The following is a 20,681-nucleotide window of genomic DNA, read 5'->3' as shown; positions in this document are numbered from 1 at the left end:
AGCGACACCCGACAACCCCTAAACATGGTCAGCGGCCGGAGAGCTCCAGCCCGGGAGACCATGCAGGCCTCTGCTACCTATGACCCGATGCGTTGGCTGGGGGAGAATACCCCCCCGCCTCGGATCGCCGGTTTTAGAAGCGCGTCCCCCGAACGAACTGAACCGACCCCATTGCTGAACCATGAGACATCGGATCACCTCCTTTCGCTGGTTGATAACGAGCGCGACCTTGTGGCCGCACCTGTTATGTGAGCGAGCCGGCGCAGCAATACAAGGCTTGTAATGCGCGCCGTTTTGCACGATTCTCCACGGTCTGTCCGCGGGGCGGTCAGCCCCGGCAATCTTCGGTGACGCGCGCGATTTCGGCCCATGGCGGCAGCACCAGCGGCGCTGTGCCGGGTTGTTCGATCGTGAAGCGGCCGCGGCTGAAGATCATCGCATCAAGCAGTCGGTCGTCGACTGCGAAGCGCGCGGCGACATAGGGCAGCGCGCCGCCCGTCCGCTGCGTCGCGACGGTGCGTGTGGTCGCCGAGGTGCGGATCGTGAACGGGGCCGCGACCGCGCCCGCGCGCGACAGGATGATCGCTCGCTGCGCGCGGTCGCACCGCCACACCACCAGCGGGTCACCGCTTGCCGCACCGAAGGAGGCACGGCTGCCGCGCGGATCCTGCGCATAGCGCCAGGTGCCTGGCGTCCATGGCCATTCCTGCCAATTGGCGGGGGTAGGCGTGGGGCGCGGTGCCGGCGGCCGTGGCGCGGGCATTGTCGGCGCGGGCGCGGGTTGCGGCGGAGCGGGCGGGACGCAGGCGGCGGTGGCCAGCACCAGCGCCCACCAGCCGCGATGCAGCGACGGCGCGGGCGCGGTCGGACGGGGATCGGTATCGGTCACCCGCGCGCTATGCCGGATCGCTTCCGGTGGCTCAACCACATGCGCCGGAACCGCCGCAGCGGACGAACGCTTTGTCTGCCGACAGCACAATATAGCGGAGGCTTCATGTCCGACGACGCGCCGACCCAGATCCTGGTCCAGGCCACGATACCCAGTTCGATGAAGGTCGATAGCCGTGATGGCGATTCCATCGGATCGGTCCACGCCTTCATGGTGCATAAAGGCTCGGGGCGCGTAACGCATGCGGTGCTCAGCCTTGGTGGTTTCCTCGGTATGGGGAAAAGCTACTATCCGCTGCCATTTGAGCTGCTGCAGTTCGATCCGGTGCGCGACCTGTATGTGGTGACGATCGATCGCCGCATGCTGGAGGGCGGGCCGAGCTGGGCGAACAACGCCCCGGTGTTCGACCAGGCCTATGCCGACCGCGTCGCGAGCTATTACCAGGTCGCGGCCGAGAACCTCGCGGCCGGATAAGGAGATCGTGATGAGCGATGAGAAGCGTCAGAACGGCGTCGAGGAAGCAGTCGAGGAACTGCTGACCGATCCCAATTCGCCCGAGCATGACACGGGGCAGACCCCGCCGCAGACGATCGATGCGGAACCGGGCGATGCGGAACCGGGCGATGCGGCGAAGGACGGGCGATAACGTTGCGGTGGCGACGTCCTAGCGTCGCCCGTCACCCTCGATCACCCATTGGTGGTTTTCGATGAGCCAGGCGGGTACCGGGCGGCCTTGTGCGTCCAGCGACGGGCGATAGCGGAAGCGTTGCTGGATCAGCCGGCACGTCGTCGCGTCGAGCGTGGCGTTGCCGCTTGACCCGGTCACCTCGCATCGGCGCACCCGCCCGTCCGTCCAGACGAGGAACTTGACCGAGACAGTGCCCTGCAGCCCTGCCTCGCCCACGTCGCCGGGATAATCCGAATCGCTGAGCCGTCCGCGCAGCCAGCGCGGTGGCGTTTCGTCTGCCTCGCCACCGCCATCGCCGTCACCCCAGCCGCCGCTGCCGGTGCCGTCACCGATGCCGCCCGCGCCGGTGCCGGGGCCGGGCCGTTCAGTCGCTCCCTGGGTCGCGTCATTGCCGGCGAACGGCTTCAGCGTCACCATGACCGGCGGCGGCGGCACGGGAATCACCACGATCGGGCGCGGGGCGGCGATCTGCGTCGCTTGCGAGCGGATATTGGGCGGCGCGGCGCGACCCGAGGGGCGCGACGTCGCGATCATTTTCGGGGTCACTTTCCGGGGTGGGCGCGGGGGCGGCGGCGCGATGCTGAACAATGCAAGGCCTTCGTCGACCTTCTGTCGCACCATCCCGCCGGCGAGGCCGTGCAACAATGCCCAGCCGAGCCCGGCGGTCACCGCCGCGGCCGCCAGCGCGGCGCCGATCCGTTCCTGCCGAGGTTGCGCGTACATGATCGGGATATGGGATGTCGCGGCTGAACGGGAAGGCGCGACAGGAGTGGGGCGGCGCCTGCCGCATGCCGACCCGCCCCCGATGGCAGCCCGTGCCGGCGGGAGCTAGCGCGCGCCCCGGCCGCCGAACTTGCGCTGCACCTTGCCGAAGCGCGTCTTGCGGGTGCCTGGTTTGCCCTCGTTCGAACGCCCCATCAGCGGCGCCTTCTGCTGCTCGACCGGCAAGCCGAGTTCCTCCTGCTCCAGCGAGCGGATCTGGTCGCGCAGGCGGCCCGCCTCCTCGAATTCCAGGTCCGCGGCGGCCTTGCGCATCTGCTTTTCCAGATCCTCGATATAGGCGCGCAGATTGTGGCCGACCATGTGCTGTCGCCCGCCGGCATCGGCATCATCCAGCCCGACCGTCACCTGATCCTTCGACGCGACATGCGCGATGATATCGCCGATATTCTTGCGCACAGTCGACGGTGTGATGCCGTGTTCGACGTTATATTCCTGCTGCTTCTCGCGCCGGCGCGAGGTTTCGTTCATCGCGCGCTCCATGCTGCCGGTGATCCGGTCGGCATACAGGATCACGCGACCATCGACGTTGCGCGCGGCGCGCCCGATCGTCTGGATCAGCGATGTTTCGGAGCGCAGGAATCCTTCCTTGTCGGCATCCATGATGCAGACCAGCCCGCATTCGGGAATATCGAGCCCCTCACGCAGCAGGTTGATGCCGATCAGCACGTCATAGACGCCCATGCGCAGATCACGGATCAGCTCGATACGCTCCAGCGTTTCGACGTCGGAGTGCATGTAGCGGACCTTGACCCCCGCTTCGTGCATATATTCGGTCAGGTCTTCCGCCATGCGCTTGGTCAGCGTGGTGACCAGCGTGCGATAGCCCGCCTCCGCGGTCTTGCGGCATTCGTTGATGCAATCCTGCACCTGTTCCTCGACCGGGCGGATTTCCACCGGCGGATCGATCAGCCCGGTGGGACGGATCACCTGCTCGGCGAAGACACCGCCGGATTGCTCCATTTCCCACGATCCGGGGGTCGCCGAGACGCAGATCGTCTGCGGGCGCATCGCATCCCATTCGTTGAAGCGCAGCGGGCGGTTGTCGATGCAGCTGGGCAGGCGAAAGCCATATTCGGCCAGCGTGATCTTGCGCCGGTGGTCGCCCCGCGCCATCGCGCCGACCTGCGGCACCGTCTGATGGCTTTCGTCGACGAACAGCATCGCATTCTCGGGCAGATATTCGAACAGCGTGGGCGGCGGCTCGCCCGGCAGGCGCCCGGTCAGGAAGCGGCTGTAATTCTCGATGCCGTTGCAGCTGCCGGTCGCCGCGATCATCTCCAGATCGAAATGCGTTCGCTGTTCCAGCCGCTGGCGTTCGAGCAGCTTGCCCTCGATCTCCAGCTCCTTAAGCCGTTCGGACAGCTCGTGCTTGATCGCCTCGGTGGCCTGTTTCATCGTCGGCCCGGGCGTCACATAGTGCGAATTGGCATAGACGCGGATCGACGCGAGGCTGGCGGACTTCTTCCCGGTGAGCGGATCGAACTCGACGATCTCCTCGATCTCGTCGCCGAAAAACGACACGCGCCACGCGCTATCCTCGTAATGCGAGGGGAAGATTTCGAGATTGTCGCCCTTGACGCGAAAGTTGCCGCGTTGAAACGCGGCGTCGTTGCGCTTGTATTGCAGCGCGACCAGTTTGCGCACGATCTCTCGCTGGTCAACGGTCTGCCCCTTCTTCAGGTCGAAGATCATCGCCGAATAGGTCTCGACCGAGCCGATACCGTACAGGCACGATACCGAGGCCACGATCAGCACATCGTCGCGTTCCAGCAGCGCGCGCGTCGCCGAATGCCGCATCCGGTCGATCGCTTCGTTGATCGAGCTTTCCTTCTCGATATACGTGTCCGAGCGCGGCACATAGGCTTCGGGTTGATAATAGTCGTAGTAACTGACGAAATATTCGACCGCATTTTCGGGGAAGAATGACTTGAACTCGCCGTATAGCTGCGCGGCGAGGATCTTGTTCGGTGCGAGGATCAGCGCCGGGCGCTGCATCTCTTCGATGACCTTGGCCATCGTGAAGGTCTTGCCGGAGCCGGTGACGCCCAGCAGCACCTGATTGCGTTCCCCTTCCCGCACGCCGCCGACCAGCTCACGGATCGCGGTCGGCTGATCGCCTGACGGCTCGTAATCGCTGACCAGCTTGAACTTCTTCCCGCCCTCCACCTTTTCCGGGCGTTGCGGCCGATGCGGAACGAAGGTATCGCCGGTTTCAGGTTCGGCAAGGCTGGTACGGATCTGGATCGCCATTGCGCGAATATGGGCGGTGATCGCGCGGGGCGAAAGGGGAACGACGGCCTGCGAGCGATTCGCAAAAGAATCCTTGTGTCGGGTATGACAACGGTTTCTTGCGATTGGCCCGGCCATGCGTCATCGCGGGCATGCTGCGTTGCGGCACGGTTTGGCTTTCGATAGGGACGCGCGCCATGGCGTTGAGCCCGTCGCGGCCGTTTGGTCGTTCGAATGGCTGTCGCCACCCTTGGAGAATGAAGTCAGTGAATATGCATGTCCGCGCCCCCGTGCTGATCCCGGATAATGCCGCCTTCCAGACGGTCGCGGTCAAATGGGTGCGGCATTGGAACGAGCATCTCTTCAGCTTCGCGGTGGAACGGCCGGCGTCGTTCCGCTTCCGCTCGGGCGAATTCGTGATGATCGGCCTGCCGGGGGAGAGCAGCGGGGGCGAGGACGGCAAGCCGGTCAAGCCGGTGATGCGCGCCTATTCGATCGCCAGCCCGTCCTGGGCGGAGGAGCTGGAATTCCTGTCGATCAAGGTGGAAGGCGGCCCGCTGACCGGGCGATTGCAGGCGATCAAGCCGGGCGACCAGCTGTATCTGGGCAAGAAGCCGACGGGAACGCTGGTGCTCGACGCGCTGCTGGGCGGCAAGCGACTGTTCCTGTTGTCGACCGGCACGGGCCTGGCGCCGTTCCTCAGCGTCGCGCGCGATCCCGAGGTCTATGAGCGGTTCGAGCAGGTGGTGATCGTTCATGGCGTGCGCCGTGTCGACGATCTGGCGTGGCGCGAGATGCTGACCGCGCAGCTCGCCGATGATCCTCTGGTGGCGGATCAGGCGCTGCTGCAGTTTCACTATCTGCCGTGCGTCACGCGCGAGCCTTTCCACACGACGGGCCGCATCACCACGCTGATCGAGGACGGCCGGCTGTTCGACGCCCCGGTGCTGGGCGAGCGTCGCTTCGACCCGGAGACCGACCGCGTGATGCTGTGCGGTTCGACCGGCATGATCAAGGAAACCGCCGTGATGCTGGAGACGGCCGGGCTGGTGGAGGGATCCAACGCGAACCCCGGCCAATTCGTGATCGAGCGCGCTTTCGTCGATTGACGCAGGGGGGCGGGGGCTGAGGGCTGGCGCTTCCGCGAAAGCGGGAGAGTGGTGGCCCGAGGAAGCTATCCTCGTCGGCCGCCCCTGCGCGGGCGGGCCCCGGCATCAGGGTCCGGCACGGCGCCCGTAAGGGCGCCGCTACCGATCCGACGACACGCCGGGGCGGCCGATTATACCGCAGCCATTCCCTTCAGTACCTTGTCGAGGGTCAGCGGATATTCGCGAATCCGCACGCCGCAGGCATTGTAAACGGCGTTGGCCACCGCCGCGCCGGCACCGCACAGGCCCAGTTCGCCGACGCCCTTGGCCTTCATCGGCGACGTCTTGTCGTCGAGCGTATCGAGGAACACCACCTCCTGATGCGGCACGTCGAGATGCACCGGCACATGATATTCGGCGAGATCGTGATTGACGAAATAGCCGAAGCGCTGGTCGACGACCGCATCTTCCATCAGTGCCGCGCCGATCCCCATCGACATGCCGCCGATCACTTGGCTGCGCGCCGAAATGGGGTTGAGGATGCGACCGGCATCGAACACCCCGGCCATGCGCCGGACACGAATCTCCCCGGTGAAGCGATCGACGCCCGCCTCGACGAAATGCGCGCCGAAGGTCGCCTGCGCATATTGCTTGTCGAGCGTGCCGAACTCGATCGTATCCTCGCCGCTGATCCCGGCATCGCCTGCCGCTTTGGCCAGGTCGACCGAGCGATTGCCGCTGCGCACCTTGCCGTCCGCAAAGACGACGTCGTCGGAGTTGAACCCCAGTTTCTGCGCGATCCGGCGGCGCAGGTCGACGCAGGCGGCATAGACCCCCGCGGTCGAGCTGTTGCCGCCCCATTGGCCGCCTGATCCCGAGGATTCGGGGAAGCGACTGTCGCCCAGCAGCACGACGACCTTGTCGAGCGGCACGCCCATCATCTCGGCGGCGGTCTGCGCGATGATCGTATAGCTGCCGGTGCCGATATCGGTCATATCGGTCGCGACCGTCACCACGCCCTTGCGATCGACGCCGACCCGCGCGCCGCTCTTCATATTGACGTTGTTACGGAAGGCGGAGGCGACGCCCATGCCGACCAGCCAGCGCCCGTCGCGCACTTGCCCCGGCTTCGCATTCCGCCGCGCCCAGCCGAAACGCTGCGCACCTTCTTCAAGGCAGCGTACCAGATGACGGTCGGAGAACGGACGGTCGGGCTTTTCGGGGTCGACCTTCGTATCGTTGATGATGCGGAAGCGGACCGGGTCCATGCCCAGTTTCTCCGCCATCTCATCCATCGCGACCTCGAGCGCCATCAGGCCGGGCGCCTCGCCCGGTGCGCGCATCGCATTGCCCTCACCGAGATCGAGCACCGCCAGATGAGTCTCGGTCAGGCGGTTGTCGCCGGCATAGAGCAGCTGCGTCTGGTTCGCCGCCGTCTCCGGCCCGCCGCCGGGCAGGTCGCCCGACCACGTCTGGTGCGCGATCGCGGTAATCTTGCCGCTCTTGTCAGCGCCGATGCGGATACGCTGGATCGTCGCGGGACGGTGGGTGGTGTTGTTCATCATCTGCGGCCGCGCGAGCGCAACCTTCACCGGGCGCTTCGCCGCGCGCGCCGCCAGTGCCGCCATCACCGCATCCGACCGCACCCACAATTTGCCGCCGAAACCGCCGCCAATATAGGGCGAGACGACGCGGATTCGCTCTTTCGGGATCAGCAGCGTTTCGCTCATGTCGCGCACTGCCCAGGCGATCATCTGGTTCGACGTCCACAGCGTCAGCTGGTCGCCGTCCCATGCCGCGATCGTGGCATGGGGTTCCATCATCGTGTGGCTCTGATCGGGCGTGGTATAGGTTGCGTCGATCGTCACCGGCGCCTTCGCGAACGCTCCCGCGAAATCGCCGCGCCCGGTCTTCATCTTTTCGCCCGGCGCGATCGGCGCACCCGCCTTCTCCGCCGCCAGATCGTAGCGGCCGTTGCTGCGTGCATAATCGATCCGCACGCGCTTGGCGGCGTCGCGCGCCTGTTCGAACGTCTCCGCGACGACGATCGCCACCGCCTGATCGTAATGTTCGACCGTCGGGCCGGCGAGCATCGTCGCGGTATGCGCCTTGGCCTTGCCGAGCTTGCCGGCGTTTTCATGCGTGACGATCGCGATCACGCCGGGCGCGCGTTGCGCGTCGGTGGTATCGATCCGGGTGATCCGGCCTTTGGCCACCGCGCTGCCGACGATCATGCCATAGGCATGATTGGGTGCGACGTCATTGCGTTCGAAGGCATAAGGCGCGGTGCCGCTCACCTTCAACGGGCCGTCGATCCGCTCGGTGGGCTTCCCGACGATCCGCCCCTGGTCGATCGGATTCATGCCTGCTGGCGTGTCGAACTTCATGCCGCGCCTCCTTCGGCGAGGACCGAGGCGAGCGTTCGCTCCACCAGCGGCACCTTGAAACCATTTTGCTCGGTCGTCCACGCACCCGCCAGCGCGGCGGCGGCGACGGCTTTCGCGCCGCCGTCGACACGCTGCTCGGCCGCCTCGACGCGCCATGGCTTGTGCGCCAGCCCGCCGAACGCGAAGCGCGCAGCCCCGGTATCGGGGCGCAGCACCGCCGCGACCGATATCGTCGCGAAGGCGTAGGACGCCCGGTCACGTACCTTGCGATACACGTGTGTGCCACCGATCGGTTTGGGCAGCGTCACCGCGGTGATCATCTCCCCCGCCGTCAGCGCATTTTCCACCCACGGGGTGTTGCCGGGCAGGCGGTGGAAGTCCGCGATCGCGATGCGCCGGGTCTGGCCGGCAGGATTGATCGTCTCCACCGTCGCGTCGAGCGCGCGCATCGCCACCGCCATGTCGCTGGGATGGGTCGCGATGCAATCCTTGCTCGTGCCCATGATCGCCAGATTGCGGTTGAACCCGCCGATCGCGGCACATCCGGACCCAGGCTTGCGTTTGTTGCACGGCTGGTTGGTGTCGTAGAAATACGGGCAGCGCGTGCGTTGCAGCAGGTTGCCGGCGGTGGTCGCCTTGTTGCGCAACTGGCCCGAGGCACCCGACACCAGTGCGCGGCTCAAGACGCCATAATCGCGGCGCACGCGCTGATCGGCGGCGAGCGCGGTATTGCGGACCAGCGCCCCGATGCGCAGGCCGCCCTCCGCTGTCGCCTCGATCGTATCGAGGCCGAGGCGGTTGACGTCGACCAGGTGGGCCGGCGTCTCGACCTGCAATTTCATCAGATCCAGCAGATTGGTCCCACCGGCGATAAACTTCGCCCCCGGCGTGCGCGCCACGGCGGCAGCGGCGGCGGCGGGGGAGGCGGCGCGCTCGTAAGTAAACGGTTTCATGCGACGTCCTTCGCCCCGGCGACGTCCGCGATCGCGGCGACGATATTGGAATAAGCGGCGCAGCGGCAGATATTGCCGCTCATCCGCTCGCGAATTTCCTGGCCGGTGACGGCGGCGCTGGCATTGAGGTCGGCGGAGACATAGCTCGGTATGCCCTCCTTGATTTCGTCCAGCATCGCGACCGAGCTGACGATTTGGCCCGGGGTGCAATAACCGCATTGATAGCCGTCGTGACGGACGAACGCCGCCTGCATCGGATGCAGATCGCCCGGTCGCCCCAGCCCCTCGATCGTGGTGACCGAATCGCCGTCGTGCATCACCGCCAGCGTCAGGCAGGAGTTGATGCGCTTGCCCTCAACGATCACGGTGCAGGCGCCGCACTGGCCGTGATCGCAGCCCTTCTTGCTGCCGGTCAGTTGCAGGTGTTCGCGCAGCGCGTCGAGCAGCGTGACGCGCGGATCGATGTCCATGGTACGCGGCTTGCCGTTGACCGTCAGCGTCACCGGCATCGTCGCCGCCGGCTGTTCGGCGGGCAGCGCCTGCGCTTCCGATGCAAGCGGTACCACGCCGGCGGCAGCGGCCGCCGCCCCGCTCACCAGCGCGCCGCGGCGCGTGATCGCAATTCCCGGAATATCGTTCATCTCGGCCCCGATGTGAATGGTGGTCCCCACAGGGCACCATAAGAGGTAACGCAATTAATCCATGTGGTATCCGACTGTATCCACCGGGATATGATCATGAGCTTGTCATGCCCTGGCCAAGCGGAAGCGCGTGGGCGGCGGTTCAATCGCGCTTGCGTCGCCCCCCGCTCCTCTGGCTACAACGTGCCGCAACCACATTAGAGGCCATGCCATGAGCGATGCCGTCACTCCGCATCCCTTCGCCTTTCCCGATAGCGCGTTGGTCGACCTGAGGGACCGGCTGGCCCGCACTCGCTGGCCGGAGCGCGAGACGGTCGGCGACTGGTCTCAGGGCGCGCCGCTCGACCGGGTTCGCGCGCTGTGCGAGCATTGGCGCGATCGCCACGATTGGCGGGCATGCGAGGCACGGCTCAACGCGCTCGGCCCGTCGATGACGACGATCGACGGACTCGACATCCATTTCCTCCATATCCGTTCGCCCGAGCCGGACGCCCGGCCGCTGATTATGACGCATGGCTGGCCCGGCTCGGTGATCGAGTTTCTCGACGTGATCGCTCCACTGACCGATCCGCGCGCGCATGGCGGCGCTGCCGGGGATGCCTTTCATGTCGTGCTGCCGTCGCTGCCTGGCTATGGCCTGTCCGGCAAGCCGACCGCCACCGGCTGGAACGTCGACCGTATCGCGCGGGCGTGGATCGTGTTGATGCGGCGGCTGGGCTATGATCGCTTCCTCGCGCAGGGCGGCGACTGGGGATCGGCGGTCACCAGTGTATTGGGGGCGAGCGGCGATCCCGCGGTGGCGGCGATCCATCTCAACATGGTGATCACCGCGCCGGCCCCGTTGAGCGATCCGCCGACCGCGCGCGAGCAGGCGGCGATCGATGCCGGGCGCTATTATGCCGAATGGGGCAACGGCTATGCGATCCAGCAATCCACCCGCCCGCAGACGCTGGGTTATGCGCTGACCGATTCGCCGGTCGGACAGGCGGCGTGGATCGTCGAGAAGTTTCACGAATGGACCGATTGCGCGCCCGATGACGACAGCGCGCTGTCGGTCGATGCGATGCTGGACAATATCACGCTCTACTGGCTGAGCGCGACCGCGGCCTCGTCGGCGCGGCTGTATTGGGAGAGCTTTCGTACCTTCAATGCGCCGGCGGTCTCGATCCCGGTCGGATGCAGCATCTTCCCGCGGGAGATATCGCGGCCGATCCGTGCGTGGGCGGAAGGGAAATATCCGCGACTGGTGCATTTCAACGAATTGCCGCGCGGCGGGCATTTCGCCGCGTTCGAACAACCCGCGCTGTTCGTCGAGGAAGTGCGCACGACGTTTCGCGCGATCCGATAACGGCGCGATCCCCGCATCTTGCCCCCATCTTGGGGGTGGTCGCCCGTCCCGCGATCCGGTATCCCCGTTGCGAAACGAAACGAGCCGCAGGAGAGAGATGATGGCGACGCTGGCTAGGGTCGATACCCCGCAATATGCGCCCGGCGAATGGGAGGCGCGGGTCGATCTCGCCGCCGCCTATCGGCTGGTCGCGCTATACGGTTGGGACGATCTGATCTTCACGCATCTCTCGGCGCGCGTGCCCGGCCCCGAGCATCATTTCCTCATCAACCCCTATGACATGATGTTCGAGGAGATCACCGCTTCGTCGCTGGTCAAGATCGATGTCGAGGGCCAGCCGGTGGGCGCGAGCGAGCATCCCGTCAATCCGGCGGGTTTCACGATCCACAGCGCGATCCATATGGCGCGCGACGATGCGCATGCGGTGATGCATCTTCACACACCGCACGGCCAAGCGGTGAGCGCGATGGCATGCGGTCTGTTGCCGCATACCCAGACCGCGATGATCGCGGGGCATGACGTCGCCTATCACGATTACGAGGGCATCGCGACCGAGCTGGAAGAGCGCGAGCGGCTGGTGCAGGATATCGGCGAGAAGAACGTCATGATCCTGCGCAACCACGGCACGCTGGCGGTGGGCGACACGGTCGCCTCGTGTTTCCTGCGGCTCTATTTCCTAGAGCGCGCGTGCGAGGCACAGGTGCTGATGTTGTCGGCGGGCAGGGACGCGCTCAACAATCCGCCCCAGGGCGTCGAACACAAGGTCGCCGGCCAGTCCAATCCCAAGGGGATGGGGATGCTGGCACAAAAGCTGGCGTGGCCGGCGCTGCTGCGCAAGCTGGACCGGATCGATCCGAGCTATCGCGAGTGATGTGACGGGCATGCCCGGAATGGGCATGCCACGACCCCTGGTCTAGCCTGTTCCTGATATGTTCCCCGCTGCGATATGAGCGGGGAGCAATGAGTTGTTATCCACCATTGATGATGATCGACCGTTCGCGCGCTGGCTGCGAACGGGTCGGCTTCCGCGCGTCCGGTCGCCGGACGGCATCGAACTCAAGTTCAACCCGTGGCACGACCCGAAGGACGGGCGGTTCACGTTTCGCGGCAGCGGGCGATATTTCGGCGGGGGCGGTGCCTCCGGAAGCTGGTCGCCCACCCGGCCCGAGAGGCGTCCGTCCGGCCGGCCGTCAGCGCCGCCACGCCGTGATGCCGTTGGTTTGCCCGCGATCCGGCAACATGCGCGGCACGCCGCATCGCCGACCATCGAGCAGCACATACCGACCTGGCACGGGGACCATGTCGTTCAGCGGAACGGCTATACGTTCCACCTCGACGACCAGCAGCGAACCCGCGAAGTGACCGGCGAGATACATCTGGCGGAAAAGCCGGTGCGATCGCGCGCGTTACAGGCGGCGGCCGGTGGCGCGGAACGCCGACCGCTCGATGACGGAGGCCATTACATCGCGTCGCGGTTTGGAGGGCCAGCCGAAGCGTTCAATCACTTCGCGCAGGATCGTCACTTCAATCGCGGGGCATATCGCGAACTCGAAAACGAATGGGCGGCCGCCACGCGACAGGGGGCGCGGGTCGATGTCGACATCACGCCCCGTTTCCGGGGCTCATCCATCAGGCCGTATAGCCTGAACGTCGTCTATCACATCAATGGAACACGCAAAGAGAAGGACATCGGCAATGAGCGATGAGGCGGCCCGCAACGCACGATATGAGGAGTGCCTGAACAATCTTGGCAATATTCTATACTATATCGACAATCATCATCACAACGTATTTCTATATTGTTACGTCGCAGGTGGGATGACTGGACCTGATCTGTTCATAGATTATGGGTCATTCATCCGAAAGGCTGTCAATATTCGGGGTTACTCAGAGGATCTCTATCCGGCCATCAACGATCTTTGGCAGGCGGAGACATCGCGACCTCGCTGGTGCATCATGGAATTCCTGGTACGCGACAAGAAGTTCAGCGCGAAATATACCTACGCCGAAAACAGAAAGGATCAATCGCGACTGTTCCACTATTTCGAGCATAGCGACTATGAGAAAGCGCGCGGTTACTTTGGTGACAAGCCGATCCGGCAGATCGACCCTCTCGGGATCGATATCGATACCAAGTTACCGATGTAGGCACGCCACGAATGCGGCGGATCGTGGCGCGCGATAGTGGGAGCAGCCGTCGCTCGCGACTGCCTCGCGTTGGCCGAAATGAAAAGGCCCCGGCATGGCTGCCGGGGCCTTTCCAATATCAGCCGCTCGGGCCGGCTCGCTTAGTCGCGGTCGCCGGTCAGGAACGCCGGGGCGAAGGCGGGGGCGTCGCCCTCGTCCTTGCCGCCCTCGCTACGTTCGCCACGGCCTTCGCGACGGGGGCCACGGCCCTCGCGACGCGGGCCACGGTCGCCACGGCCTCCACCGTCACGCGCGCCGCCGTCGCGTCCACCGCCGTCACGGCCGCCGTCGCGACGCGGACCGCGCTCGCTGCGCTCGCCGCGCGGCTCACGCGCGGGGCGGGTGTCTTCCAGTTCGGCGCCGGTTTCCTGATCCACGACGCGCATCGACAGCCGCACCTTGCCGCGCGGATCGATCTCGAGGACCTTGACCTTCACTTCCTGGCCTTCCGACACGACGTCGCCCGGCTTCTCGACACGCTCGTTGCGCATTTCGGAGACGTGGACGAGGCCGTCCTTGCCGCCCATGAAATTCACGAACGCGCCGAAGTCGACGATGTTGACGACCTTGCCGTTGTAGATCTTGCCGACCTCGGCTTCTTCGACGATGCCCTTGATCCAGTTCATCGCCGCCTCGATCTGCGCGCCGTCGGACGAGCTGATCTTGATGACGCCTTCGTCGTCGATGTCGACCTTCGCGCCGGTCTGCGCGACGATCTCGCGGATCACCTTGCCGCCGGTGCCGATCACGTCGCGAATCTTGGCCTTGTCGATCTGCATCGTTTCGATGCGCGGCGCATGCGCCGACAGTTCGGTGCGGGTTGACGACAGTGCCTTGGCCATCTCGCCCAGGATGTGCGCGCGCCCTTCCTTGGCCTGCGTCAGCGCGACCTTCATGATCTCTTCGGTGATGCCGGCGATCTTGATGTCCATCTGAAGGCTGGTGATGCCTTCCGACGTGCCTGCCACCTTGAAGTCCATATCGCCAAGGTGATCCTCGTCACCAAGGATGTCGGACAGGACCGCGAAATCCTTGCCCTCCAGGATCAGGCCCATCGCAATGCCGCTGACCGGGCGCTTGATCGGCACGCCGGCGTCCATCAGCGCCAGGCTGCCGCCACAGACGGTCGCCATTGACGAGGAGCCGTTCGACTCGGTGATGTCGCTGGTGACGCGGATGGTGTACGGGAACTCCTCCTTCGTCGGCAGCACCGGGTGCAGCGCGCGCCACGCCAGCTTGCCGTGACCGACTTCGCGACGGCCCGGCGCGCCGAAGCGGCCGACTTCACCGACCGAATAGGGCGGGAAGTTATAGTGCAGCATGAAATGCTGGTACGACAGGCCGTTGAGGCCGTCGATCATCTGCTCCGCATCGCGCGTGCCCAGCGTCGTGGTGGCGATCGTCTGCGTCTCGCCGCGCGTGAACAGTGCCGAGCCGTGTGCGCGCGGCAGGAAGTGCACTTCCGATTCGATCGGGCGGATCTGCGTCGTGGTGCGGCCGTCGATGCGGCGGCCGTCCTTCAGGATCGCGGTGCGGACGATCTCCGCCTCCAGCTTCTTGACCAGCTTGCCGGCGGCCAGCTGCTCCTGCGGCGTGCGATCGGCCATCGCCGCCTTCGCCTTGGCGCGCGCCTCGCCCAGCGCGGTCTGGCGCTGCTGCTTGTCGGTCAGCTTGTAGGCGGCGGTGATGTCCTTGCCGATCAGCTTCTTCAGTTCGGCCTTCACCGTCTTCTGATCGTCGGCCTGCTTCAGCTCCCACGGATCCTTCGCTGCCTGTTCGGCCAGGTCGATGATCGCGTCGATGATCTGCTGCGAGGCCTTGTGCGCGAACATGACCGCGCCCAGCATCACCTCTTCCGACAGCTCCTTGGCTTCGGATTCGACCATCATCACCGCGTCGTGCGTCGCCGCCACGACCAGATCGAGATCACCTTCCAGCGCCTCGGTATCGGTGGGGTTGAGGATATAGTCGCCATCCTTGTAGCCGACGCGCGCCGCGCCGATCGGGCCCATGAACGGCACGCCCGAGATGGTCAGCGCCGCCGACGCGGCGATCATCGCGACGATATCCGGCTCGTTCTCGCCGTCATACGACATCACCTGCGCGATGCAGTTGATCTCGTTGTAGAACCCCTCGGGGAACAGCGGGCGGACGGGACGGTCGATCAAACGGCTGATCAGCGTCTCGCGCTCGGTCGCGCCGCGCTCGCGCTTGAAGAAGCCGCCCGGGATACGCCCGCTGGCGGAGAACTTCTCCTGGTAATGGACGGTGAGCGGGAAGAAATCCTGCCCTTCCTTGACGTTCTTGGCGGCGGTTACCGCGCACAGCACGACGGTTTCGCCGAGCGTCGCAAGCACCGCGCCATCGGCCTGACGCGCCACGCGGCCCGTCTCCAGAGTGAGGGTTTTTCCGCCCCACTCGATCTGCACCTTCTTGGTATCGAACATATCTTTTCCTTCACTCCCCGGTGCGGATCACCGGGGGGCCTGCGAGTGAGCCATCGGCGGCTCGTGGGAAGCGTACCGGATTGTGCGCTTCCTTCGTCACCCCGGTCTTGATCCGGGGCCCGGCTCCAGCGGGCCGGTCTAGGCGCTCCCGCGCCCGTACATGCTGGATCCCGAATCGATGTTCGGGATGAAATAAAGGCGCCTTGCGGCGCCTTTGTTTCACTTGCGAAGACCGAGCTTCGCGATGAGGGCAAGGTAACGATCGCCGTCCTTCTTGCGGAGATAATCAAGCAGCGAACGCCGCTTGTTGACCATCATCAGCAAGCCGCGACGCGAGTGATTGTCCTTCGCATGGCCCTTGAAGTGATCGGTCAGGTTCTTGATCCGCTCGGTCAGGATCGCGACCTGGACCTCGACCGACCCGGTGTCGCCATCGGCGCGGGCGTTGTCCTTGATGATTTCCTGACGGCGTTCGGCGGTGATCGTCATTCGTCTTCCTTGTTCGACATCCGTTACAGATTGAAACCCCGGACGACGCGGGCGTCGCCGCCCTCGACTTCCACCAGCGCGACGGGCGTGTTCCCGAGCATGGCAAAGGCCTGTCCGTCATCCACGGCGATCCCCGCCAGCACGCGCCCCTGTCGAAGCGCCCCTGCCTGGTCGGGGGAGAGTGCGAAAGCCGGGATGTCGTCCAGCCCCGCGCTCAACGGCAGGAGTAAGTGTTCAAGGCTGCGCGCCTTAGCGAATTCGTCCAGTTTGTCCAGCGTAATCGCCTGATCCAGCGTGAACGGGCCGGCCTTGACGCGCCTGAGATAGGTGACATGCCCGACGCTGCCAAGCGCCAGTGCGATATCCCGTGCCAGACTGCGGATGTACGTCCCCTTCGAAACGTGCGCCGTCAGGGTAATGTCATGGAGTGGATCGTCGCCCCCGCTCAGGCCGTGATCCGGTGCAGCGGCATCCACGGGCAGATCCCGGTCGTCGCCGGGATGCCGTATCCACAGACCATGAACCGTCACGTCGCGCGTCGCCAGCGACACCGCTTCCCCCGCGCGCGCCAGATCGTAGGCGCGCTGGCCGTCGACCTTCAGCGCCGAATAGGCCGGTGGCATCTGGGTGATCGCGCCGGTGAAGCGCGGCAGGATCGCCGCGACCGCCGCGCCGGTCGGGCGCAGATCGCTGGTCGCGATCATCGCGCCCTCCGCATCGAGCGTGTCGGTCTGTTCGCCGAAGCGGATCGTGAAGTCATAGACCTTGTCGCTGTCGAGCATGCGTCCGGCAAGCTTGGTCGCCTCGCCGATCGCGATCGGCAGCACCCCGGTGGCAAGCGGATCGAGCGTGCCGCCGTGCCCGACCTTGAACTTGCCATAGCCGCCAGTACGCAGACCGCGCTTCACCGCGGAGACACCCTGCGTCGAGCCGAGGCCGAGCGGCTTGTCGAGGATCAGCCAGCCATGCATTGCGTCAGCCCCCGATCGCGGTGGCGATCGCGAGATAGACGTTGGTCAGCGCCTGCGCGGGCGGGGCGACCAGCCGTTGAACGATGTTCGCCGACGGGATCAATGCCGGCAACACCAGCAGCAGGATGATCAGCAACGGAAAGCCGAAGCGCGCCAACCCGTCCCATTTTTGCGCCAGCGGCTCGGGCAGCAGCCCGGCCACAACGTGCCCGCCGTCGAACGGCGGCAACGGGATCAGGTTGAACACCGCAAGAAAGACGTTGATCAGCAGGAAGTTGACGAGATTGGAGGCGATGAACGCGGCCGCCCCGCCCTCGGGGGCGGTCTCGATCGTCTGCGCGAACAGGCCCAGCAGGACCGCGCCGACCAGCGCCAGCGCCAGGTTCATCGCCGGACCCGCCAGCGCGACCAGCATCATCGCGCGGCGCGGATCGGGCAGGGCGCGCGTATCGACCGGCACCGGCTTCGCCCAGCCGAACACCGGCGCCTTGGCGATCGCGAGCATCAGCGGCAGGATGACGGTGCCGACCGGATCGACATGGCGCAGTGGATTGAACGACAGCCGGTTGAGCCGCTCCGCCGTGCGGTCGCCCAGCGCGCGTGCGGCCAGGCCATGCGCCACTTCGTGAAAGACGATCGCGATCACCAGCGGGATCAACCATACCGCCGCCGACCAGATGATGCCGTTGGGATTCATATGCGCCAGATAGGCCCGCCGGCCATATTCGGCTAGGTCTTGTGGTGGTGCCGCCGGATGGAGCGTCAACCGGCGGCCAGTGCCTCGCTGAAATGACGGCGACACAGCGCGACATAGCGGTCGTTGCCGCCGATCTCGGTCTGCCGCCCCTCCGCCACCGGGTGGCCGTGCGCATCGATGCGCAGGTTCATCGTCGCTTTGCGGCCGCAAGCGCAAACCGATTTGATCTCCTCGATCGCATCCGCCAGCGCCAGCAATCGGGCCGATCCCTCGAACAGCCGCGCCTGGAAATCGGTGCGCAGGCCATAAGCGAGTACCGGGATGTTGGCGCTGTCGGCGAGCCAGGCAAGCTGGTCAACCTGCGCCGCGGTGAGGAACTGGGCTTCGTCCACCAGCACGCATGCCAGCGGGGTTTCGGCATGACGCGCGGCGGCGAGCGCGGCTAGATCGGTGGTCGCGTCGAACATCGTCGCCGGTGCGGCGAGGCCGATCCGGCTGGTGATCGTCCCCGGCGCGAAGCGATCGTCGATCGCGGCGGTGAACAACATCGTCGTCATGCCGCGCTCGCGATAGTTGAAGTCCGCCTGCAACAAGGTCGTCGACTTGCCGGCGTTCATGCTGGCATAATAGAAATAGAGTTTGGCCATTAGATGAGCGTCTCTACCATCGCTGGCGTGTCACGCCCGGCGCGTTCCACAAGCCGGTTCCAAAAGTCGCGAAGCGGCCGATCGGATGTGCGGTCGCCAGGTGGATGTCATCGGCCAATTCGCCGCCATGGGAATAACGATAAGGTGCGTTCTGCCTTATTCGGCATCAAGATCGCGCGCCACTTCGGGGCGGCGCAGCAGCGCATCGATATGGCTGCCCTCGTCGAAACTTTCGTCAGCGAGGAATTTCAGTTTCGCGGCATATTTCATCTTCACGCGATGCGCGACCTCGCGTTGCAGATAGGCGGTGTTGGTGCGCAATGCCTTCAGCACCGCTTCCTCGTCCTTGCCCAGCAGCGGCTTCACGAACACCGTGGCATGGCGCAGGTCCGGTGACATGCGCACTTCGGTGATGCTGACCATGTGACTGGCGAGCGTGTCGTCATGCACGTCGCCGCGCTGCAGGATTTCGGACAGCACGTGGCGTACCTGTTCGCCGACGCGCAGCGTGCGGACGGATTGTTCGGGTTGATGGGTCATGACACGGCCTCGATGGTATCACCCCGCCGCAGGCCGGCGGGGTGACACGGATCGTTTACAACGTGCGTTCGCGCAGCTCGACCTCGAAGGTTTCGAGGAAGTCACCTGCCTTGATGTCGGTGAAGTTCTGCGTGAACGTCACACCGCATTCCAGGCCGGCGCGTACTTCGGCGACATCATCCTTGAAGCGGCGCAGCGAGGCGATCTCGCCATTGTAGATGATGACATCGTCGCGTGTGATGCGCGCCTTGAGCGCCTTGCGGATGACACCTTCGACCACCAGCAGACCCGCCGCCTTGCCGTGCTTGCCCGCCGAGAAGACCTCGCGGATTTCGGCGCGGCCGACCACCGTCTCGAACGCTTCGGGGCCCAGTTCGCCCGCCATGCCGGCGCGGATCTCGTCGATCAGGTCGTAGATGACGTCGTAATATTTCAACGCCACCTTCTGCCGCTCGGCAATCTCGCGCGCTTTCGCATTGGCGCGGACGTGGAAGCCGATGATCGGCGCGCCGCTGGCGCCCGCCAGGGTCACATCGCTTTCGGTGATGCCGCCGACGCCCGCATGCAGGACGCGCACCCGGATGTCGTCGGTCGACAGCTTGTTGAGGCTGGCGACGATCGCTTCCACCGTACCCTGCGTATCCGCCTTGATAACCAGCGGATACTCGATCGCCTGATTGGCCTTCAGCGCGGAGAACATGCTCTCCAGGCTGGCCGGCGCGGCGGTGGTGCGCTTCTGCAGCAGCACGCTCTGGCGATATTCCGCCACTTCGCGCGCGCGCTGCTCGTTCTCGACCACCTGCAGCTTGTCACCCGCGGAGGGCGTGCCGGAAATGCCGAGCACCTCGACCGGCATCGACGGACCCGCCTCCTTCAGCTGCGCGCCCTTGTCGTTGACCAGTGCACGGACCTTGCCGCTCTCCGCCCCGACGACGAAGACGTCGCCAACGCGCAGCGTGCCGCGCGTGACCAGCATGGTCGCGACCGGGCCCCGCCCCTTGTCCAGCTTCGCCTCGATCACGCTGCCTTCGGCGGCGCGATCGGGGTTGGCGGTCAGCTCCATCAGTTCGGCCTGCAGCTGGATCTTCTCGATCAGATCGTCCAGCCCGGTCTTCTTCAGCGCCGATACCTCGACGTCCTGCGTCTCGCCGCCCATCGCCTCGACCTGCACGTCGTGTTCGAGCAGACGCTCGCGCACCCGTTGCGGGTTGGCATCGTGCTTGTCGATCTTGTTGATCGCCACGATCATCGGCTTGCCGGCAGCCTTGGTGTGGTTGATCGCTTCGATCGTCTGCGGCATCAGCCCGTCGTCGGCGGCGACGACCAGCACCACGATATCGGTGACGTCCGCGCCACGGGCGCGCATCTGCGTGAAGGCTTCATGGCCCGGCGTGTCGAGGAAGGTGATCTTCGACTTGTCCTTCAGCGTCACCTGATAGGCGCCGATATGCTGGGTGATGCCGCCGGCCTCGCCCTTCACCACGTCGGTGCCGCGCAGCGCGTCGAGCAGGCTGGTCTTGCCGTGATCGACATGCCCCATGATCGTGACGACCGGCGGGCGCGGCCGCAGCGTCTCCGCCGCATCCTCGCTGACGTCCATCGCCAGGTCGACGTCCGCATCCGAAACGCGCACGATATTGTGGCCGAACTCGGTCACCAGCAGCTCGGCGGTGTCCTGGTCGATCGTCTGCGTCAGT

General features: G+C 65.4%; 20 protein-coding genes. 7 read left to right on the top strand and 13 right to left on the bottom strand.

Going from position 1 to position 20,681, the window contains the following annotated elements; genetic code table 11:
- Window positions 1-328: 328 nt before the first annotated feature.
- Window positions 329-889, bottom strand: coding sequence for a hypothetical protein (locus tag ACFDSW_RS06650; RefSeq protein WP_375249494.1), 561 nt, complete (start codon window positions 887-889; stop codon window positions 329-331).
- A gap of 105 nt (window positions 890-994) precedes the next feature.
- On the opposite strand from ACFDSW_RS06650, the gene ACFDSW_RS06645 reads away from it, so the two are divergent.
- Together ACFDSW_RS06645 and ACFDSW_RS06640 are read left to right on the top strand one after the other, a co-directional pair.
- Window positions 995-1,363, top strand: a complete 369-nt coding sequence (locus tag ACFDSW_RS06645) for a PRC-barrel domain-containing protein (protein ID WP_375249493.1) — start codon at window positions 995-997, stop codon at window positions 1,361-1,363.
- 10 nt (window positions 1,364-1,373) lie between these two features.
- Window positions 1,374-1,535: a hypothetical protein gene (locus ACFDSW_RS06640; RefSeq protein ID WP_375249492.1), complete on the top strand. Its 162-nt coding sequence runs from the start codon at window positions 1,374-1,376 to the stop codon at window positions 1,533-1,535.
- A gap of 18 nt (window positions 1,536-1,553) precedes the next feature.
- Here the strand turns inward: ACFDSW_RS06640 and ACFDSW_RS06635 are convergent, their stop codons facing one another.
- Both ACFDSW_RS06635 and uvrB read right to left on the bottom strand, forming a co-directional pair.
- Window positions 1,554-2,300, bottom strand: a complete 747-nt coding sequence (locus ACFDSW_RS06635; RefSeq protein WP_375249491.1) for an energy transducer TonB — start codon at window positions 2,298-2,300, stop codon at window positions 1,554-1,556.
- Window positions 2,301-2,405: 105 nt separating this feature from the next.
- Window positions 2,406-4,610, bottom strand: coding sequence for an excinuclease ABC subunit UvrB (gene uvrB, locus ACFDSW_RS06630; protein WP_375249490.1), 2,205 nt, complete (start codon window positions 4,608-4,610; stop codon window positions 2,406-2,408).
- A 236-nt stretch (window positions 4,611-4,846) separates the two neighbouring features.
- Between uvrB and ACFDSW_RS06625 the strand changes: the two genes are divergently transcribed.
- Window positions 4,847-5,698 (top strand): ferredoxin--NADP reductase, encoded by an 852-nt coding sequence (locus tag ACFDSW_RS06625; protein WP_375249489.1) that lies wholly within the window; start codon window positions 4,847-4,849, stop codon window positions 5,696-5,698.
- Between the two features lie 170 nt (window positions 5,699-5,868).
- On the opposite strand, the gene paoC is transcribed toward ACFDSW_RS06625, so the two are convergent.
- Genes paoC through paoA form a run of 3 tightly spaced genes read right to left on the bottom strand, consistent with a single transcriptional unit; the run spans window position 5,869 to window position 9,658 of the window.
- Window positions 5,869-8,064, bottom strand: coding sequence for an aldehyde oxidoreductase molybdenum-binding subunit PaoC (gene paoC, locus ACFDSW_RS06620; protein WP_375249488.1), 2,196 nt, complete (start codon window positions 8,062-8,064; stop codon window positions 5,869-5,871).
- On the bottom strand, window positions 8,061-9,017 hold the full coding sequence (locus ACFDSW_RS06615) for an FAD binding domain-containing protein (protein WP_375249487.1): 957 nt from the start codon (window positions 9,015-9,017) through the stop codon (window positions 8,061-8,063). The genes paoC and ACFDSW_RS06615 overlap by 4 nt, the downstream gene beginning before the upstream one ends.
- The gene (gene paoA / locus ACFDSW_RS06610) at window positions 9,014-9,658 is read right to left on the bottom strand and encodes an aldehyde dehydrogenase iron-sulfur subunit PaoA (protein ID WP_375249486.1); all 645 of its coding nucleotides are present in this window, start codon (window positions 9,656-9,658) and stop codon (window positions 9,014-9,016) included. Before paoA ends, ACFDSW_RS06615 begins: the two co-directional genes overlap by 4 nt.
- A 211-nt stretch (window positions 9,659-9,869) precedes the next feature.
- On the opposite strand from paoA, the gene ACFDSW_RS06605 reads away from it, so the two are divergent.
- The 4 genes from ACFDSW_RS06605 (at window position 9,870) to ACFDSW_RS06590 (ending at window position 13,154) form a co-directional block, all read left to right on the top strand.
- On the top strand, window positions 9,870-11,006 hold the full coding sequence (locus tag ACFDSW_RS06605; protein WP_375249485.1) for an epoxide hydrolase family protein: 1,137 nt from the start codon (window positions 9,870-9,872) through the stop codon (window positions 11,004-11,006).
- Between the two features lie 100 nt (window positions 11,007-11,106).
- Window positions 11,107-11,877 carry a class II aldolase/adducin family protein gene (locus tag ACFDSW_RS06600; RefSeq protein WP_375249495.1) on the top strand — a complete coding sequence of 257 codons (771 nt, stop codon included), beginning with the start codon at window positions 11,107-11,109 and terminating at the stop codon, window positions 11,875-11,877.
- A 94-nt stretch (window positions 11,878-11,971) separates the two neighbouring features.
- On the top strand, window positions 11,972-12,712 hold the full coding sequence (locus ACFDSW_RS06595; RefSeq protein WP_375249484.1) for a DNA/RNA non-specific endonuclease: 741 nt from the start codon (window positions 11,972-11,974) through the stop codon (window positions 12,710-12,712).
- Entirely contained in the window at window positions 12,702-13,154 is a 453-nt protein-coding gene (locus tag ACFDSW_RS06590; RefSeq protein WP_375249483.1) for a hypothetical protein, read from the top strand. Before ACFDSW_RS06595 ends, ACFDSW_RS06590 begins: the two co-directional genes overlap by 11 nt.
- Window positions 13,155-13,294: 140 nt before the next feature.
- Here ACFDSW_RS06590 and pnp read toward each other — a convergent pair whose 3' ends face one another.
- The 7 genes from pnp to infB all read right to left on the bottom strand — a co-directional run.
- Window positions 13,295-15,640, bottom strand: coding sequence for a polyribonucleotide nucleotidyltransferase (gene pnp, locus ACFDSW_RS06585; RefSeq protein WP_375249482.1), 2,346 nt, complete (start codon window positions 15,638-15,640; stop codon window positions 13,295-13,297).
- A gap of 219 nt (window positions 15,641-15,859) precedes the next feature.
- The gene (rpsO, locus tag ACFDSW_RS06580) at window positions 15,860-16,129 is read right to left on the bottom strand and encodes a 30S ribosomal protein S15 (RefSeq protein ID WP_375249481.1); all 270 of its coding nucleotides are present in this window, start codon (window positions 16,127-16,129) and stop codon (window positions 15,860-15,862) included.
- 23 nt (window positions 16,130-16,152) lie between these two features.
- Window positions 16,153-17,100 carry a tRNA pseudouridine(55) synthase TruB gene (gene truB, locus ACFDSW_RS06575; protein WP_375249480.1) on the bottom strand — a complete coding sequence of 316 codons (948 nt, stop codon included), beginning with the start codon at window positions 17,098-17,100 and terminating at the stop codon, window positions 16,153-16,155.
- 4 nt (window positions 17,101-17,104) lie between these two features.
- Window positions 17,105-17,797 carry a site-2 protease family protein gene (locus ACFDSW_RS06570; protein ID WP_375249479.1) on the bottom strand — a complete coding sequence of 231 codons (693 nt, stop codon included), beginning with the start codon at window positions 17,795-17,797 and terminating at the stop codon, window positions 17,105-17,107.
- Between the two features lie 65 nt (window positions 17,798-17,862).
- A complete protein-coding gene (locus ACFDSW_RS06565; RefSeq protein WP_375249478.1) occupies window positions 17,863-18,444 on the bottom strand; it encodes a thymidine kinase in 582 nt (193 codons plus the stop codon).
- Between the two features lie 156 nt (window positions 18,445-18,600).
- Entirely contained in the window at window positions 18,601-18,984 is a 384-nt protein-coding gene (gene rbfA, locus ACFDSW_RS06560; RefSeq protein WP_375249477.1) for a 30S ribosome-binding factor RbfA, read from the bottom strand.
- Between the two features lie 55 nt (window positions 18,985-19,039).
- On the bottom strand, window positions 19,040-20,681 hold a 1,642-nt coding region (gene infB, locus ACFDSW_RS06555; protein ID WP_375249476.1), incomplete at its 5' end, for a translation initiation factor IF-2.

Source organism: Sphingomonas sp., from assembly GCF_042091075.1.
GTDB lineage: Bacteria > Pseudomonadota > Alphaproteobacteria > Sphingomonadales > Sphingomonadaceae > Sphingomonas.
Note: the sequence above shows the minus strand (reverse complement) of the source record. Positions and strands in the feature narration are given on the sequence as shown.